A 14,801-nucleotide genomic window follows, 5' to 3' on the forward strand; every position below is an offset into this window, starting at 1 on the left:
TTATCTGTGTGCTTGGCGCCAGTGGGCGGTCTGATGGAGCGGCTCGCCGATCTCCAGGGCGCGCCAGCTGATCGTCTGTGGATGCTGATCGACGATCTGTTCTAGCGCTTCCAGCCAGAGCCGTTGCTGCTCTCGGGAGATGGCAGGCTGCTCATCCTGGTCACAGGGATCGGCCAGCTGGGCGAGATGGCGTGACAGGCGAGTGGCCGGCTCCCCCCGTTTGGCGAGCAGCAGGATGTAACGTTCCGGCCGCCGGGCGGAAAATAGCGCCGGTCGGGCGTGTGCAGAGGGTAACCGCAATCGTCGCCGGGGCTGTTCTGCAGACGGCTGTACACTCAGGGAGAGACAGCTGGAGGGGCTGAGGCGCAGCAGCCTCTGCCCGCCGGTCTGTTTGAAGGCAAACACGAACTCGTCTGCAGCTGCCTCGATCTCGATGGCAAAACAGCCGGGAATCCTCTCCGTTCGGTGGGCTGCAATCTGCTGCATGCCAGATTGCCAGGGGGTGGGTGAATCGCATAGCTGTTCCGAGGCGGGGCTGAGGATGCGTACAACAGGTTGTTTGACACCGCTCTGCTGCGGCTCACCGGCAGTCTGCAACGAATAGATGCTGCTGCCGATATCGAGCGGCGCTGCCTCTGCCTCGAGCGGCTTCAGTGTCACCCAATATTGGCTGAGAGAGGCCGACACCGATAGTGACTGCGCCTGCATCACCAGATCTGCCTCCTCTTTGTGCCGGGTCAGATGAACCCTGCCCAGGCGGCTGAGGTAGTGGCCCACCAGTTGCAGGCGGCGGTCACTGTCTTGCTGTTGCACAAGATAGAGTTGTGGGCTGGTTAGAGGCAGCTGACGGATCTGGCAGGCGAGATCGCTGGCCAGTCGATGTGCCGCCAGATCTGGCTGGTCTGTCCGGAATGGCAGTCTGCGCAGGCCGCGCAGCGCCTCGTCGTGATGCGCCTGCTGGCTCAGCGCCAGTTGTGCCGCATCCGCGCTCCCCTGCCACTGCAGTCCAACCCCGGAGACCCAGTGATTCTCCTGCAGATCCAGGATCCTGACCGAAACACTTAGTTGTGCGCCAGGCCGTCTCTCCATCTCGATGCCAAGCAGGTAGTGGACCTCCGGGGTCTCAGCACAGGCCCGCTGCCGTGAGTAGAAGCGCCACTTGTCTGTCGCATTGAGCGAGAGCAGGTTGATGCTGCGCTGCGGTAGCAGCCCCTGGGTCAGGCGACGCGCGATTGAATGGCTCAGCTGATCCTCCAGCGGGGAGATCTGGCCTGCTTGCAGGCCGCCGATCAGGATCGGCTGCCCCATCAGGCGTGGTTCACGGGTGAGTCTCTGTTGCAGGTGGGGGATCAGTTGCTGGTCGATCCAGCGATCCAGGCTGCTGCTTGCGGCAGGGCGCTGGGGTTGGCTGCCGCAACCGACGAGGATCAACAGAAACAGCGGGCAGAGAAGGCGCTCAATCTTCATCTACGGCTCCTTTGATGTGCACTTTGCCGTGGCGATCGATCACCAGATCGCCCTGGCGATACTGCTGCATCAGCTGTTTGATTTCGGTGTGGATTGCTGCGGGCAGCACCACTCCCCAGGTCATCTCGTCTGCCCTGCTGGTGGGCAGGGCGTTGATCAGGGCACTGGGGACGGTTGCAGCGCTCATCTCGTGGATTTGTGATGGCGGCCTCTGCTCGATGTAGCTGAGGGCGGAGGTGGCGCGCCAGGCCATCTCACCGGAGATGGCGAAAAACTTGATGTGGCGTTGGCGAATCAGCTGCAGCAATACCTGATCGGAAGCGAAGCGCAGGGTGAATCCGGGTTGTCTGAGCAGCTTTGCGGGTTGAGTGGTGTCGCTTGGCCAGCGCTGCGCCTGCGCCTCCCGGCTGCTTTTGCGCTGTTCGGTTGCGCTGGCCAGTTGGCCGCTTAACGCTTCGATCTGGCGGCGTTGCTGCTGGATGGTCGTTGCGGATTCGCGAGCCGACTGCGCCATTTGTTGCGCCCTCGCAGCGGCCTGCTCGAGCTGTTGGTGCAGTTGTGATAGCTCTGCCCGATGTTGTTCCCGCTGCTGCGTCAGCTGGCTGATCTGCGCGCTCAACGCCTCTCGTTGCGGGTCGTCTTGGGGCAGTGACTGGACCAAGGCAAAGATCGCCAGCAGGCAGAAGCCGAGGATCGCCATGAAGCGCATCACATCGGTCTGCAGGCTGTCGCCGCCGTCACCCTGCAGGAATGGATCAGTGGGCTCGATGTTCGAGTAGCTTGGGTACATGGTCGGTTTGGTCCTTATTTCCCATACTCTCCAGCTGCTGCTCAATACGCTGTAACACCAGCAGTATCGAGTCGCTCTGCTGTGCGTGGTGCTGCAGATAGAAGCGGCGCAGCTCGCCGCCCACAGAGAGGGCCTTGATCAGCCGCATCAGATAGCCGCCTATGCCGCCGAAGATGGTGGTGGATAGGGCCAGCAGGATGCCGCCATCGACCAGCCGCTGCAGGATCACAAACGCCCCCAGCTGGGCGCTAGAGGTCGGATCCCCAAGTGCCTGCAGCAGTGCGCCGCGCATGCCGATGGCGGTCCAGATTACGCCGATGCCGAAGAACAGGCCGGTCCAGACATCCAGCAGGTGCTCCGTCTGAGCGACCTGTTCGGGTGGGTCGCCACGCTGCAGCTTCTGCTTCAAGACAGTGAGATTGACCAGAAACAGCAGCGCGATCAGGCTGAACGGTAGCAGCGCGCTACCGAGGTTCTGGTTGAACCAGTCGAGCCACTGCTGCAGGCCATCAGTTTGCCGCTGTCGATGCTGATCGCTCCGCTCAGACTGGCGAGGTAGAGGCCACTGGCTCCCAGCAGCAGGGTCACACCACCGCCAGCGGCAAAACCCTTCAGAAAGTGACCTGTGGTTGTCTGGTTCATTTTGGCCTCAGTTGCTGCGGCAGGCGGTGCAGGTGGCTTCGAGTACCAACTCGGTCTCCTGCAGCAGACGGTCGGCACGCTGGTAGCCGCTGTTGTCTCGGCTGATCTTGAGCAATCCCTGCTCCTTGTCGAGCAGCTCCTGCTGCATCTCGCTGATCAGCTGTTGCTGGCGGGTGCAGCTGGTGGAGCAGTTGTTGTAGTCCCCCATCAGGGAGACATATTTGACGTTGAAATAGCGGTTGTAGAGTTCCCGGGCCTGGCGCTTGCTGAGCAGGCTGGTGCGGTGGGCCCACATCATGAAGTCGCTGAACTTCTCCTTGTTGGCGGGTTGTGGGTCGCCCTCGGCGATCTTCATCAACTGACTGAAGTAGGCATTGAAACGGTAGCCGCAGATGTCGCTGAGGTCCTGTTTTGCCTGCTGCATCGCCTGATTCAGATCGTGCCCTTCGGGTGGATTGCAGACGTTGGCCTTGACCGTCTCGCTGTTACAGCCGCTGATAGCGAAAAGAGTGGCTGCGAATGCGCTGGCGTAGAGGCTGTTTCGGATCTTCATGCTCTCTCTCCTGGTCTGTCTACATGGCTAGTGGGCTGTGGTAGCCGGCGGCCTGGGTGGCGGGAGGTGCGGCGATCGGCTGTTCTGCTGCCGGGTCGCCGAACAGGATCTGTTTCACGCCGTTCACAATCTGCTGCATCTCCGGAGTGATCACGCCGAAGGATTGCGAGAGCTGCCCCATCAGAGTGGCGCGGCTGATCTCTTGGCGGGTGCGGGTGATCAGGTTGGCGGTCTCCTCCATGTCGAGGTAGATGTCGGAGGCGATCACCGCCAGCGAGGTGTCGTTGGAGGCAGAGCCGTTGGCGACCAGCTTGTAGTACTGGTTGAAACGGTCGCTGAGACGCATCCCAGAACGGCCGCGCAGGCTGGGCCGGGTGCTGTCGGCTATCTGCTGCGACTCACCGAGCAGGGCCTGCTGCAACTCCCAGGGGGTCATGCGTTGCCCCAGTTCGGTGCGCAGGCGTTTCGCTAGACTCTTGCGGGTGGTCTCCACCGCACTCTCCATCTCAGGCAGGTTCTGCTCCATGATCTGCAGCATCTCCAGATAGCTGGTACTCAGCTGTTGGCGCAGCTGGTTGCAGCCGGGGTCCTCCTCGGCGCCATCGCATTTGCTCTCGATGGTCATCTGCTGCTGCAGATCGAGCCGTTCGATCACCTGTTGCAGGCCGCTCTCCATCTCCTTTGCCACCCTGCCGGTGTGGCGAATATCCTCTAGAACAGTGGTGGGGAAGAGCTTCAGCGTCGGAGCTGTGGCCGACGGGGTGGGGCTGGAAAAGAGTGCCAGCCAGACGGTAGCTGCGGCGATCAGGGGTAGGCCTCTGTGGCTGGCGGGGGTGGTGTGGGTTGGCATGGTTGGTCCCTCCTTTTGAATCTGCAAAGAGTTTGGACCTGCTTAACTGAACGGCTGCTGAATACCTTGTGCCGGTGTATAGTGCGCGCGATGATCGATCCTGACCGGTGCCTCAGCGCCGCATCCCACCCGGTAGCCCTGGTTGCACTGCATGCGGGCTACAGCCACTCTTCGCTGGCGATCCGCTCGCTGGCCGCCTTCTGCTGGAACGAGCCTTTCCATGCCGGGATCCAGCTGTTCGAGGCGCAGGTCAATGTCAGTCACCAGACGCTGCTTGAGGAGCTGGTGGCCTGGCAGCCGCGGCTGATCGGCTTCTCCTGCTATCTCTGGAATATCGATGCCTGCATCCGCTTGGCGCAGCTGCTCAAACAGCTGCTGCCGGAGTGTCGGATCGTCTTTGGCGGGCCGGAGGCAGGACCGCGGGGCGAGGCGCTGCTCAGGGCTGTGCCGATCATCGACTTTGTGGTGGATGGTGAGGGCGAGGCGGCATTTCGCGATCTATTGCGCTGGCAGTTTGCTGGGGTAGGGGAGTTGTCAACCATCTCTGGCCTGATCTGGTGGGATCAGGGCCAGATCCACCGTAATCCGATCCGGTTGTTACCGGTGGAACAGATCCCCTCCACCATCCTGCTGAGTAGCTTTGATGCGGGGAAACCGCTGATCTACTGGGAGACCTCCCGCGGTTGCCCTTATAAATGCACCTTCTGCACCAGCGCCACTGACCGTCTGCGTGCCTTCCCCATCGAACGGGTGGAACAGGAGCTGGCGGTCCTCTCCCGATTAAAAGGCAAGACCATCAAGCTGCTCGATCGCAGTTTCCATCTCGGCAAACAGCGCACCCTGCGTCTGCTGCAACGTTTTGCCGAAGCGGAGGGTGATCTGCGTTTCCATCTGGAGCTCAACCCGGATCGTATCTCTGCGGAGGCGATGGTGATCTTCCGCCACGCCGAGCCGGGCCGTTTTCAGTTTGAGATCGGCCTGCAGACCCTCAATGAACCGGTGCTCAATGCCATCGAACGGCAGATGGAGGTGTCCAAGGCGCTGGATAATATCCGCGAACTGGTGGCGATGAAGCGCCATCCAGTCCACCTCGATCTGATCGTCGGGCTGCCGGGGGAGGATGCGGCACACTGCGCCGACTCACTCAACCGGGTGTTCCGGCTGTTTCCCGAGCATCTGCAGCTCGGCAGCCTGAAGCTGCTGCCCGGAACGCCGCTGCATGATCAGGCACAGACGCTGGGCTACCGTTGGGATCCGCAGCCACCCTACGAGGTGTTGGCCCATCCGCTGCTTAGCTTCCAAGCGTTTGCCCGCTTCAAACGCTATGCGGCCCTGCTGGAGCGGCTCTGGAACAGTGGCTATCTGGTTGCGACCCTGATGCGGCTGGTGCCGCACCACTTCAACGATGAGCTGGTGTGCTTTTTCGATACGCTGATGGAACAGTTGGGGGAGGGCATCGCACGGGAGAAGATGCAACCTGAGCGACTGTTCGGGCATCTGGTCGGTTTTCTTGAGCCCTGGCTGGATGGTGATCCGCTGCTGCAGGAGCTGCTGCTCTGGGACTATGCCAACTTTACCCTGCCGAACCGCAACACGCCGGCCTGGATCGCTGCCCGGATTGATTGGTCGCCACCCCTGGTGGTGGATGGGAGCCGTCGCCGGTTGCCTGTGCTGCGGCTCTCGGCAGCGGCGGTGTCGATCATTAACCGCCGGCGTCTGGAGCCACTGCAGGCTGGTCATTATGGGGTCTGGCCACGTCAGCACAAGCGTGGCAAGCCGGTGACTCTGGTGTCGCTGAGAACGGAATAGGAATCCCCGCTGGGCGCATGAATTTCCTGAGTTGCCTTCGTCCCGTTAATCTAAATCCTGAACCCTCAAAAATGCCTTAACCCCGCACTGATCCTGCCGCTATCGCGCATCAACAACAGCTAATATGCATCTGAGAGCCACCACGAGAGCTTGACTCTTTCAGGTGCGGATATCAGACCGGTTTGTTGTCGAAACTAGCCTAGTGTTAAAGAGGTGATGCCTATGATTAGAACGCGCAATGATCAGCGGGATATCAGCAGCTACGTGATCACTTCCATGGTGATGTTCGCATTGCTGGGAGTGATCTTGACCGGGAAGCTGCTCTTTTGGGGGGTTCATAATCTACTCAACTGAGTTTGCTGGCCCCCTGAGTTGATCGCTCAAGCTGAGGCTGCAGTCTGCCGGGAAAGCCGGCGGGCTGCAGCTTCTTTCATTTTCGGCCCAGGTGGCTTTCTTCGCATTGCTCCACCCGCTCTGTTTTCATATTAGTCTGCTCACTGCTGGCTTGTTAAGGAAACACTTATATGCACGCCGCCCGTTTGCCAAGTGAAACGCGTTGGCGAAGAGAATCGATGGTAGTCTTACATCCGGCCTGTTGATGGAATCTGTGCTCCTGGCCTCTATGATATTCGCCGACGGGGCCCTATCTGAATAGCGAGGTGCTTGCCCTCAAGAGTTCCCTCAGATTTGACTCGTCGCGGCTCGACCTGCTTCGCCATGGTTTTATTTGCGCAACTGCTGAGAGACCTCTGTGACTTGTTAACTGATTTGAGTAAATGTCTCCATTGCTTGAATCCGGTTCCGTGCAGCTCTGCTAGCCACTTTGTCACCCGCAATAAACTCTTTGTACACATTTCAAACCATCTGTTAACGTTCCGCAGTTCAACAAACAACCGGAACCCCAACACAGCATGAGTCACCAGAAACTCCACGGCCTGACCCGCCGGATCATGATCGCGATGGCCAGCGGCGCCCTGCTGGGCATACTGCTCAACCTGCTATTCGGTGCTGAAGGCCTGCTCAAGGATTATCTGACCGACGGTCTGCTCTATGTGGTCGGTGCGATCTTCGTCGCTTCGTTAAAGATGCTGGTGGTGCCGTTGGTGTTTGTCTCCCTGGTGGGCGGGGTCACCTCGCTTGGCAACCTGTCGGCGCTGGGGCGGATGAGCGTCAAGGCGATCCTGCTCTACCTTTTTACCACCGCGGTGGCGATCAGCATCGCCCTGATTCTGGCGACGGTGGTCGGGCCGGGCCAGGGCTTCGAGGCGGGGGTTGCCGATGTGAGTTTCCAGGGCAAGGAGGCGCCGCCGATCTCCCAGGTCTTCATCAGCATGGTGCCGACCAATCCGGTGGCGGCCCTCTCCGAGGGCAACATGCTGCAGATCATCGTCTTCTCGCTGCTGTTCGGCATCGCCATCACCCTCGCCGGTGAGCGCGGCCGGCACGTGCTCAACCTGTTCAACGACCTGGATGCGGTGATCATGCACATGGTGGAGATCATCATGCGTCTCGCTCCTTACGGCGTGTTTGCGCTGATCGCACGCACCTTTGCCACTCAAGGACTCGATCTGATCGTGCCGCTGCTGGCCTATTTCCTGACCCTGACGGTGGCGCTCGGGCTGCATGCCTTCGTCACCTACCCGCTGTTGCTGAAGCTGCTGGCCGGGCTCAACCCGCTGCGCTTTCTGCGCAAGATGCGCGATCCAGCTACCTTTGCTTTTTCCACCGCCAGTTCCGGCGCCACCATCCCGATCACCATGCGTACCGTGGAGGCGAAGATGGGGGTGGATACCTCGGTCGCCTCCTTTACCGTGCCGCTCGGTGCCACCCTCAATATGGACGGTACCGCCATGATGCAGGGGGTGGCGACCGTCTTCATCGCCAACGTCTACGGCGTAGATCTCGGCGTCACCGAGTATCTGATGGTGGTGCTGACTGCGACTCTGGCCTCGATCGGCACCGCCGCGGTGCCCGGTGTCGGGTTGGTGATGCTGACCATGGTGCTCAACCAGGTCGGCCTGCCGGTGGAGGGGATCGCGCTGATCATCGGCGTCGACCGCCTGCTCGACATGATGCGCACCGCCTGCAACGTCACCGGTGACTGCGCCGTCTCCTGCATCATTGCTAAGGGTGAGGGAGCGCTGGATCAGGTATGTTTCGACGATCCGCATGCCGGCTCGGTGGAGACGGCGACCAGCGATCTGGCGGGTGCGGTGGCCCAGGAGAAGGCTTAAGCCAGAAGGGTAGATCCCGCAGGAGGCTAGCGCTCTTTGCTCGGTGCCTCGGCAGCGTGCTCCATCAGGTCGAGCCAATAGGGCTCCGCCTCGCAGGAACAGCAATCATGCCAGACCTCAACGCCATCGTGCATGCTCAGACTCTGCCGTGGCTGCTGCGCAGTGGGGCTGGGAAAATTTGGGGCTTGGTTGGTCTCAGGGCCGGAAGCTCGGTTGGTCATGGGGAAACTCCTCGATTATTGCGTATATCGGGTTTATAGCAGCTGGAGCGCTGGCGGCTCATCCATCGGACGATTTTGTTGTAACATCCCTGGCATCTTTTGGCTGATCAGGACCCAACGCATGATCTCTTTTCGCACCATTCTCACCAGCTGTTTCCTGTTGTTTTCTTTCGCTCTCCAGGCCGATTTTGAAGAGGGGGAAGAGGCCAACCGGAAAGGTGATAGAGCAACCGCTTTCAAGGAGTTTCAGGCCGCCTCGCAGGCTGGTGATACCCGTGCCTACAGCAAGCTTGGCAGCATGTATCTCTATGGCCTGGGAACGGAGACGAACTACCCGATGGCCTATGTCTGGTTTGCCCTGGGTATGCAGGCGGGAGACAGATATGCCGAGCGTTTCAGAGATACGGCCGCCGCGGCCATGCCGCTGGAGCAGATCCGCCACGCAGAGGAGTTATTGAGTGAGTATCAGGCCAAACTGGGGTTGCCTGAGCCGGCATCAAAGTGAATCTGTGATCTCGGATTGATTGAACGACTCGAATGCGCCTTGCCGAGCAGACAAAAGTCGGAGTGCTCCCCGCGCTGCTGTTCGCCACCCTTCTATCGGCCTGCGACCACACAGAACGGACAACCATCTATGTCAATGACGTCCGTGCTGAAGTGGAGTTGGCGGCGGATCTGGAATCGCGAGCGACTGGCCTGATTGGGCGAGAAAAACTTGCCAAGGATCAGGGCCTGCTGATGGTGTTTCCCCATGAGAAGATCGTGAAGATCTGGATGCTGAACATGTCCATGCCCCTCGATGTGGGCTTCTTCGACAGCGAGGGTCGTCTGCTCAATACCCACACTATGCCTCCCGATAGTGGGCTGACAACCTACGCTTCAGCCGGGCCGGCCATCTACGCCCTGGAGATGAACAGAGGTTGGTTTGAAAAACATCGCCTGATAAAAAACGCCAGATTGTATCTGCCAAACCCGATTCAGGCACACTGAGCTGCCGCCGCCGGCCAGAAGCGGACGGTTTGTACAGCAAAGACTGTGGTATGCTCCCCATTGCTGCGATGACCAGGGCTCAAGGGCTGGAGCGGGTATTCACGGCCAACGTCGAGACCGGCGACGCATGCGGCAGCGTGCTGAAGGTGGCCAATCTCGCGTAATGGACGGGTTTAGTTTGCATTTCAGCCTAAGGCGATATATCTTTTGCGTCTTCATGATCTTAGTCCTACCTATAACGCCTAACATTCGCTGTTTCCTCACAGATACATTCGAATCGAGCTTCATAGTGCCTGCCAAGATTCGTGGTGGTGGTTCGTTCATTGAGACGGACATATTTGCAATTCATTGAGGTATTTACAGATGTCAGAAAGACAAACCGGAACCGTCAAATGGTTCGACAGCGGAAAGGGTTATGGTTTTATCGAACGCGAGGGTGGCAAAGACCTGTTTGTTCATTTTCGCGCGATTGTTGGTGAAGGCCATGTTTCTCTTGAAGATGGCCAAAAGGTCGAGTTTACTGAAGTCGATGGCAAGAAAGGCCCCCAAGCTGATAACGTAGTTCCGCTGTAAGTTTTGTTTCAATCCGCTGTCCCGTTTCTTTATGGGACGGTTTTCCGAACCGTTGTCGCAGCGGATTAGATAGGTGCAGGGATGCACAGACTTATTTGTCGACGAATTACGCAGCAGGTCAAAAGCATTGATTACCCTTTCGGTTCGTGGTCTCCCTAGATCGACCACAGAAGAGAGTCTGACAGCACTCTTTTCGGAATACGGCGTGGTCCGTTCTCTCAAACTGGTAAAAGATCTCTTCTCCGGTGATTGCAAGGGCTTTGCCGTTATCGATATGGAAGGACACGAAGCCCGCGCCGCTATTGCAGCGCTCGACGGCAGTGAATTCAACGGTAGCATGATCCGTGTCGGGCCCGACCGGCCAAGAAGAGGACGTGGCGGCAGACGCCGCTGACCATCTCACTGTCTTGATGCCTTCAGTTCGAGGCTGCTAAATCGGCCCAACGATCGCAGCTGCGCACACGGATGGGTGCCGGCGGAGGCGAGCCGTAAAAGGCAGAGTGCAATGGGGCGGGCATCGCCGTGATCAGTCAGCAGTTGCCACACTGATCACGGCGATGCCCGCCCCGTTAGCCGTTACTCCAGATAGGCGGCTAGGCTCTTTCTCAGCTCCTCAGAAAGTGGCATTGAGCTGCCATTGCTGAGGTCCAGCATGACGTGGGTGGTTCTCACCCGCGCCAGTTTACCCCCCTGTGAATCAAAAAATTGATAAGCGATGGTGAATGAGCTATCGCCTAGCCGTTCCACCTGTAACCGGATTTCGACTGCATCACCATGGCGCATGGGGCGTAGATAGTCAGCTTCGCTGTGGACCAGGGGCAGACCCTGTTTGGCTTCGATCAGATCATGCAGGCTGAAGCCCATTTCCGCCATGAAGGCCTCATAGGCATCGTGGGCGTGGCGCAGGGTATGGGAAAAAAATACCACCCCGGCGGCGTCGATATCGTGTAATTGGACTCTGAAGTGGTAGTCGAATCTGCTGCTCATCATTGCGGTGACTCCAGGTTGTGCAGGCCCCTTAGGCCAAGTCCGATAACGTCGTTTAACAGCAGCTGGCCCGCAATGATTTGCGGTGGCTGGGCCAGATCCCGGGCCAGCCAGTCGCTGGTGGCCAGCCCGTGGGCCAGTGGTTGTTCTGCGCCGCCGATTGCCGCGGCGAGCTGAGCGGCGGCCTGAATTCCCACTGCACTCTCGAGGCTGCTGGTGACCAGCGCCTCCATGCCGGACTCGGCAGCTCGTTGGGCCAGTCTGAGCGATGACAGCAGCCCGCCCTGAACCATCGGCTTGATGATCAGGCGCCGCACTGGCGGGTGTTGCAACAGCCTCTCCAGCTCGAAGCGGGGCAGGGATTCATCGATCGCTAGAGGGTAGTGGGTCTGTGCCTGAAGTGCTGTCAGGCTGGCGGTCTCCGGAGTGCTTAAAGGCTCCTCGATCGATTCCACCGGCAGCCCTTCGATGTCTTGCAGGAAGGCGCTCGCCTGGGCAAAATCCCAGGCGCCGTTAGCATCCAGCCGCAGCCGGGTGGATGGTGGCAGGCTTGCCGCCAACTGCTCCAGCCGGGCCAGCTCCTGCCCAACGCGATCCAGTCCTAGCTTGAGTTTGAGGATATCGAACCCCTGCGCTAGGGCCCGTTCGCTACGCTCGCCGACTTGCCCATCTAGCGCGCCGATGTTGGCATTCACCGGCACCGATTTCGCCGCCTGGGGATTGAGCCAGTGGCGAAGGCTTACGCCTTCAGCCTGACTGATGAGATCGAGCAGCGCGCTCTCCAGTGCACATCGGGCGGCAGGGCAGCCGCCCCCTATTGGTAGTGCGGCAAGCCGCTCTCTTGGTGAGTCTCCCGTCAGGGCCGGCATCTGTTGAGAGAGCCAATGCTTGGCCTGTTCCCTGTTTTCTGTGCCTGCAACCGGCAGGGGGGCGCAGTCGCCACAGCCACGCAGCCCTGCCTCTGTCTCCAAGGCGACCAGCCAGCCCTGCCTCTCCTTCAGTGTGCCCCGGCTGGTGCGCCAGGGCCGTTGCAGCGGCAACCGGTAGGGGATCAGACGCGCATGCTTGATTTGCATCTCAAAGCAGCAGGCCGCCGCTCAACAACAATCCGTAGGCGAGCTGCAGTTGGGCGGTCTGTGCCAGGATTTGATTGAAGGCCGGGCCAGGGGGTTCGCTGATGAAACGGTAGAGCAGCCGCAGCGCCAACGGCAGGGCAATCAACACCAGCCAGCCGCCTGGGCTGATCTGTGGCGCCAGCAGTGGCAGCAGGAAGGGCAGCAACAGAAGGAGGGCGTAGAGTTGTCGAGCGTGCGCGCGGCCCAGATAGTGCGCCAGGGTCAGCTTGTCGGCCCGTTCATCGGTCTCTAGGTCTCGATAGTTGTTGACCAACAGTACCGCAGCGGCGAGCAGGCCCACCGCCACCGCGGCGGCGAAGGCGTTGAACGACAGACTCATTGTCTGCAGATAGTAGCTGCCGAGTACTGCCGCCAGGCCAAAGAAGAGGAACACAAACAGCTCGCCGGAGGCGCTGTAGGCGATTGGCCTGGGGCCGCCGGTGTAGGCGTAACCTGCCGCCAGCGAGGCGAGCCCCAACAGCACGATCGGCCAGCCGCCGTGCCAAGCGAGATAGAGGCCGATTAGAAACGCCAGACCGAAGGCGAAATAGGCAGCCCGCTTCACCTCGGCGGCGCTGAACCAGCCCTGGGCGGTAGCGCGGGCCGGGCCGATGCGCTCGGCGGTGTCGGCGCCACGCTCGAAGTCGGCGGCATCGTTGTGCAGGTTGGTGCCTATCTGGATCAGCAGCGCGCCAGCTAGGGCCGCCAGGGCGGTTGGCCAGTGGAGCTGCGCCGTCTCCGCCCAGGCGAGGCCGCTGCCCACCAGTACTGGCACCAGCGAGATCCCCAATGTCTTGGGGCGAATCGCGAGCAGCCAGCGCTTCATGGGCGACGCGGGAATTTGTTGAAATCCGCCGGACGCTTCTCGACGAAGGCGTCGCGCCCCTCCTGGGCCTCTTCGGTGAGGTAGAAGAGGGCGGTAGCGTTGCCCGCCAGCTCCTGAATGCCGGACAAGCCATCGGTATCGGCGTTGAATGATGCCTTCAGCACGCGCAGCGCGGTGGGAGAGAGCTGTAGCATCTCGCGGCACCACTGCACCGTTTCCGCCTCCAGCTCAGCTAGCGGCACCACGGTATTCACCAGCCCCATCTGCAGTGCCTGTTGCGCGTCGTACTGGCGGCAGAGGAACCAGATCTCCTTGGCTTTTTTGAGGCCCACGGTGCGCGCCAGGATGCCGGCGCCTAGGCCGCCGTCGAAGCTGCCGACACGGGGGCCGGTCTGGCCGAAGCGGGCGTTGTCGGCGACGATACTGAGGTCACAGATCAGGTGTAGTACGTGGCCGCCGCCGATAGCGTAGCCCGCCACCATCGCTATCACTGGCTTGGGTAGGGTGCGGATCTGGCGCTGCAGCTCCAGCACGTTGAGCTGCTCCACGCCGTTATGGTCCCGGTAGCCGCCGTCGCCGCGAATCTTTTGATCGCCGCCGGAGCAGAAGGCGAGATCGCCGGCGCCGGTGAGGATGATGACGCCGATCTGCGGGTCGAGATGGGCGCGGCGGAACGCCTGGCCCAGCTCCTCCACAGTCTCTGGCCGAAACGCATTGCGCACTTCAGGGCGGTTGATGGTGATCTTGGCAATGCCCTCGGCCTGGTGGTAGAGGATATCTTTAAATTCGATGTCGGCAGGGCTCTGCCACTGGATAGGCTTGTTCATAATTGGAATCTGTTATCAATTTTCATCCGGTAATTAAACATGACACCGTATAGGTCGGGCTGCGCCCGACATCATCCTTGATTTCAATTGATGACACGCGGCGGCCACGGGCCGTCCTATATTCTGTTTACTCTTCCAACACCCAGCCGATTTCGGCGGCGCTCTGTGGGCCGATCACACAGTGGCGCAGGCTAGCCGGCATCTGTGCTTCGCTGGCAGAGACGGCGAGCCGACCCGCCATTATCTCACAGCGGCTTTGCGGGTGAAGGGGTTGTTTGTCGGGCCGGGCGTAGCCGATGGGGAAGAGCGGCATGCCATCGGCGCCATATTTGTCGCTCGCGCCCACCGTATGCAGTAGCTCATGGGCGATCACAAGGTTGTTCTTCTGCGTCTGTTTGTCGATGGCGTAGGCGTGCACCACGCCTAGCAGCCCCTTCTGCAGACCCAGCGAGTGGGCCAGGGCGGCGCCCTCCCGTCCCTGCTGATAGAGCACGAAGATCCTCACGCGATGCTGGTTGGAGTCTTCATCCGGGGTGTTTTTCCAGGCCCAGTAGCGTAGCTGGAGGCTCCAGGTGAGCCTCTCCAGCAGGCTGGCGTCGATGGCCGGTACTGCGGGAGGTGGGGTGTCGATCTGCGTTCCCAGACGGGTACGGGTGGGGGGGGCGATAAACACCTCATAGCGCTTCGATTGTTGTTGGATGAACCGGTCGATGGCGGCGAAGTCTGCGTCTTTTAGGCGCTGGATATAGGCCGCGGTGTCGGTATTACCATCCGCATTGATGGGGAATATCACCACATCCAGAGGCTCGAACCAGGATGTCGAGTCGAAGGCCTGATGGTGGGTATAGAGGGCGACGAACAGCAGCAGACCGAGCAGCAGTAGGATGCGGAGGTTACGAAAGCTGAAGAGCATGATT

General features: G+C 60.2%; 18 protein-coding genes. 6 read left to right on the forward strand and 12 right to left on the reverse strand.

What is annotated here, in order from left to right:
* From RIFP1SYM_RS01960 to RIFP1SYM_RS01985, 6 genes are read right to left on the reverse strand one after another with little or no spacing between them, the layout of a single operon-like run.
* A complete protein-coding gene (locus RIFP1SYM_RS01960) occupies positions 1 to 1,467 on the reverse strand; it encodes a hypothetical protein (protein ID WP_240991986.1) in 1,467 nt (488 codons plus the stop codon).
* Positions 1,457 to 2,257: a hypothetical protein gene (locus RIFP1SYM_RS01965; protein WP_005958960.1), complete on the reverse strand. Its 801-nt coding sequence runs from the start codon at positions 2,255 to 2,257 to the stop codon at positions 1,457 to 1,459. Before RIFP1SYM_RS01965 ends, RIFP1SYM_RS01960 begins: the two co-directional genes overlap by 11 nt.
* Entirely contained in the window at positions 2,223 to 2,666 is a 444-nt protein-coding gene (locus RIFP1SYM_RS01970; protein ID WP_005958961.1) for a hypothetical protein, read from the reverse strand. The genes RIFP1SYM_RS01965 and RIFP1SYM_RS01970 overlap by 35 nt, the downstream gene beginning before the upstream one ends.
* A 32-nt stretch (positions 2,667 to 2,698) precedes the next feature.
* A complete protein-coding gene (locus RIFP1SYM_RS01975; protein ID WP_005958962.1) occupies positions 2,699 to 2,899 on the reverse strand; it encodes a hypothetical protein in 201 nt (66 codons plus the stop codon).
* Positions 2,900 to 2,906: 7 nt separating this feature from the next.
* Positions 2,907 to 3,452 (reverse strand): hypothetical protein, encoded by a 546-nt coding sequence (locus RIFP1SYM_RS01980; protein WP_005958963.1) that lies wholly within the window; start codon positions 3,450 to 3,452, stop codon positions 2,907 to 2,909.
* Positions 3,453 to 3,471: 19 nt separating this feature from the next.
* The gene (locus RIFP1SYM_RS01985) at positions 3,472 to 4,302 is read right to left on the reverse strand and encodes a hypothetical protein (protein ID WP_039959580.1); all 831 of its coding nucleotides are present in this window, start codon (positions 4,300 to 4,302) and stop codon (positions 3,472 to 3,474) included.
* Between the two features lie 90 nt (positions 4,303 to 4,392).
* Between RIFP1SYM_RS01985 and RIFP1SYM_RS01990 the strand changes: the two genes are divergently transcribed.
* Entirely contained in the window at positions 4,393 to 6,111 is a 1,719-nt protein-coding gene (locus tag RIFP1SYM_RS01990; protein WP_006473877.1) for a B12-binding domain-containing radical SAM protein, read from the forward strand.
* A 911-nt stretch (positions 6,112 to 7,022) separates the two neighbouring features.
* The gene (locus RIFP1SYM_RS01995) at positions 7,023 to 8,345 is read left to right on the forward strand and encodes a dicarboxylate/amino acid:cation symporter (protein WP_005958966.1); all 1,323 of its coding nucleotides are present in this window, start codon (positions 7,023 to 7,025) and stop codon (positions 8,343 to 8,345) included.
* A 26-nt stretch (positions 8,346 to 8,371) separates the two neighbouring features.
* Here the strand turns inward: RIFP1SYM_RS01995 and RIFP1SYM_RS02000 are convergent, their stop codons facing one another.
* Positions 8,372 to 8,566, reverse strand: a complete 195-nt coding sequence (locus RIFP1SYM_RS02000) for a hypothetical protein (RefSeq protein WP_010084547.1) — start codon at positions 8,564 to 8,566, stop codon at positions 8,372 to 8,374.
* A 121-nt stretch (positions 8,567 to 8,687) separates the two neighbouring features.
* Between RIFP1SYM_RS02000 and RIFP1SYM_RS16220 the strand changes: the two genes are divergently transcribed.
* The 4 genes from RIFP1SYM_RS16220 to RIFP1SYM_RS16800 all read left to right on the forward strand — a co-directional run bounded on the left by RIFP1SYM_RS16220 (position 8,688) and on the right by RIFP1SYM_RS16800 (position 10,523).
* Complete coding sequence (locus tag RIFP1SYM_RS16220) at positions 8,688 to 9,071, forward strand: SEL1-like repeat protein (protein WP_006473872.1); 384 nt, start codon at positions 8,688 to 8,690, stop codon at positions 9,069 to 9,071.
* A gap of 32 nt (positions 9,072 to 9,103) precedes the next feature.
* The gene (locus tag RIFP1SYM_RS02010; RefSeq protein ID WP_005958969.1) at positions 9,104 to 9,556 is read left to right on the forward strand and encodes a DUF192 domain-containing protein; all 453 of its coding nucleotides are present in this window, start codon (positions 9,104 to 9,106) and stop codon (positions 9,554 to 9,556) included.
* Positions 9,557 to 9,919: 363 nt separating this feature from the next.
* Positions 9,920 to 10,129, forward strand: coding sequence for a cold-shock protein (locus RIFP1SYM_RS16795; RefSeq protein WP_006473869.1), 210 nt, complete (start codon positions 9,920 to 9,922; stop codon positions 10,127 to 10,129).
* A 127-nt stretch (positions 10,130 to 10,256) separates the two neighbouring features.
* Complete coding sequence (locus tag RIFP1SYM_RS16800; RefSeq protein ID WP_081417686.1) at positions 10,257 to 10,523, forward strand: RNA recognition motif domain-containing protein; 267 nt, start codon at positions 10,257 to 10,259, stop codon at positions 10,521 to 10,523.
* A 182-nt stretch (positions 10,524 to 10,705) separates the two neighbouring features.
* Here RIFP1SYM_RS16800 and RIFP1SYM_RS02020 read toward each other — a convergent pair whose 3' ends face one another.
* The 5 genes from RIFP1SYM_RS02020 to RIFP1SYM_RS02040 all read right to left on the reverse strand — a co-directional run bounded on the left by RIFP1SYM_RS02020 (position 10,706) and on the right by RIFP1SYM_RS02040 (position 14,797).
* Complete coding sequence (locus tag RIFP1SYM_RS02020) at positions 10,706 to 11,119, reverse strand: acyl-CoA thioesterase (protein ID WP_005958973.1); 414 nt, start codon at positions 11,117 to 11,119, stop codon at positions 10,706 to 10,708.
* Positions 11,116 to 12,192, reverse strand: a complete 1,077-nt coding sequence (menC, locus tag RIFP1SYM_RS02025) for an o-succinylbenzoate synthase (protein WP_005958974.1) — start codon at positions 12,190 to 12,192, stop codon at positions 11,116 to 11,118. The genes RIFP1SYM_RS02020 and menC overlap by 4 nt, the downstream gene beginning before the upstream one ends.
* 1 nt (position 12,193) lies before the next feature.
* Complete coding sequence (locus tag RIFP1SYM_RS02030; RefSeq protein WP_005958975.1) at positions 12,194 to 13,057, reverse strand: 1,4-dihydroxy-2-naphthoate polyprenyltransferase; 864 nt, start codon at positions 13,055 to 13,057, stop codon at positions 12,194 to 12,196.
* Positions 13,054 to 13,884, reverse strand: coding sequence for a 1,4-dihydroxy-2-naphthoyl-CoA synthase (menB, locus tag RIFP1SYM_RS02035; RefSeq protein WP_005958976.1), 831 nt, complete (start codon positions 13,882 to 13,884; stop codon positions 13,054 to 13,056). The genes RIFP1SYM_RS02030 and menB overlap by 4 nt, the downstream gene beginning before the upstream one ends.
* A 127-nt stretch (positions 13,885 to 14,011) precedes the next feature.
* Positions 14,012 to 14,797, reverse strand: coding sequence for a hypothetical protein (locus RIFP1SYM_RS02040; protein WP_005958977.1), 786 nt, complete (start codon positions 14,795 to 14,797; stop codon positions 14,012 to 14,014).
* Positions 14,798 to 14,801 lie beyond the last annotated feature (4 nt).

This window comes from endosymbiont of Riftia pachyptila (vent Ph05), from assembly GCF_000224455.1.
Classification (GTDB): Bacteria; Pseudomonadota; Gammaproteobacteria; order Chromatiales; family Chromatiaceae; genus Endoriftia; species Endoriftia persephonae.

Excerpts from the sequence above, each read along its gene's own strand:
- RIFP1SYM_RS01965 (WP_005958960.1), bottom strand. The coding sequence starts at position 2,257 with ATGTACCCAAGCTACTCGAACATCGAGCCCACTGATCCATTCCTGCAG.
- menC (WP_005958974.1), bottom strand. The coding sequence starts at position 12,192 with ATGCAAATCAAGCATGCGCGTCTGATCCCCTACCGGTTGCCGCTGCAA.
- RIFP1SYM_RS01960 (WP_240991986.1), bottom strand. The coding sequence starts at position 1,467 with ATGAAGATTGAGCGCCTTCTCTGCCCGCTGTTTCTGTTGATCCTCGTC.
- RIFP1SYM_RS16795 (WP_006473869.1), top strand. The coding sequence starts at position 9,920 with ATGTCAGAAAGACAAACCGGAACCGTCAAATGGTTCGACAGCGGAAAG.
- RIFP1SYM_RS01980 (WP_005958963.1), bottom strand. The coding sequence starts at position 3,452 with ATGAAGATCCGAAACAGCCTCTACGCCAGCGCATTCGCAGCCACTCTT.
- RIFP1SYM_RS02020 (WP_005958973.1), bottom strand. The coding sequence starts at position 11,119 with ATGATGAGCAGCAGATTCGACTACCACTTCAGAGTCCAATTACACGAT.
- RIFP1SYM_RS02010 (WP_005958969.1), top strand. The coding sequence starts at position 9,104 with ATGCGCCTTGCCGAGCAGACAAAAGTCGGAGTGCTCCCCGCGCTGCTG.
- RIFP1SYM_RS01985 (WP_039959580.1), bottom strand. The coding sequence starts at position 4,302 with ATGCCAACCCACACCACCCCCGCCAGCCACAGAGGCCTACCCCTGATC.
- RIFP1SYM_RS01990 (WP_006473877.1), top strand. The coding sequence starts at position 4,393 with ATGATCGATCCTGACCGGTGCCTCAGCGCCGCATCCCACCCGGTAGCC.
- RIFP1SYM_RS02030 (WP_005958975.1), bottom strand. The coding sequence starts at position 13,057 with ATGAAGCGCTGGCTGCTCGCGATTCGCCCCAAGACATTGGGGATCTCG.
- menB (WP_005958976.1), bottom strand. The coding sequence starts at position 13,884 with ATGAACAAGCCTATCCAGTGGCAGAGCCCTGCCGACATCGAATTTAAA.
- RIFP1SYM_RS01975 (WP_005958962.1), bottom strand. The coding sequence starts at position 2,899 with ATGAACCAGACAACCACAGGTCACTTTCTGAAGGGTTTTGCCGCTGGC.
- RIFP1SYM_RS16220 (WP_006473872.1), top strand. The coding sequence starts at position 8,688 with ATGATCTCTTTTCGCACCATTCTCACCAGCTGTTTCCTGTTGTTTTCT.
- RIFP1SYM_RS02000 (WP_010084547.1), bottom strand. The coding sequence starts at position 8,566 with ATGACCAACCGAGCTTCCGGCCCTGAGACCAACCAAGCCCCAAATTTT.
- RIFP1SYM_RS02040 (WP_005958977.1), bottom strand. The coding sequence starts at position 14,797 with ATGCTCTTCAGCTTTCGTAACCTCCGCATCCTACTGCTGCTCGGTCTG.
- RIFP1SYM_RS01995 (WP_005958966.1), top strand. The coding sequence starts at position 7,023 with ATGAGTCACCAGAAACTCCACGGCCTGACCCGCCGGATCATGATCGCG.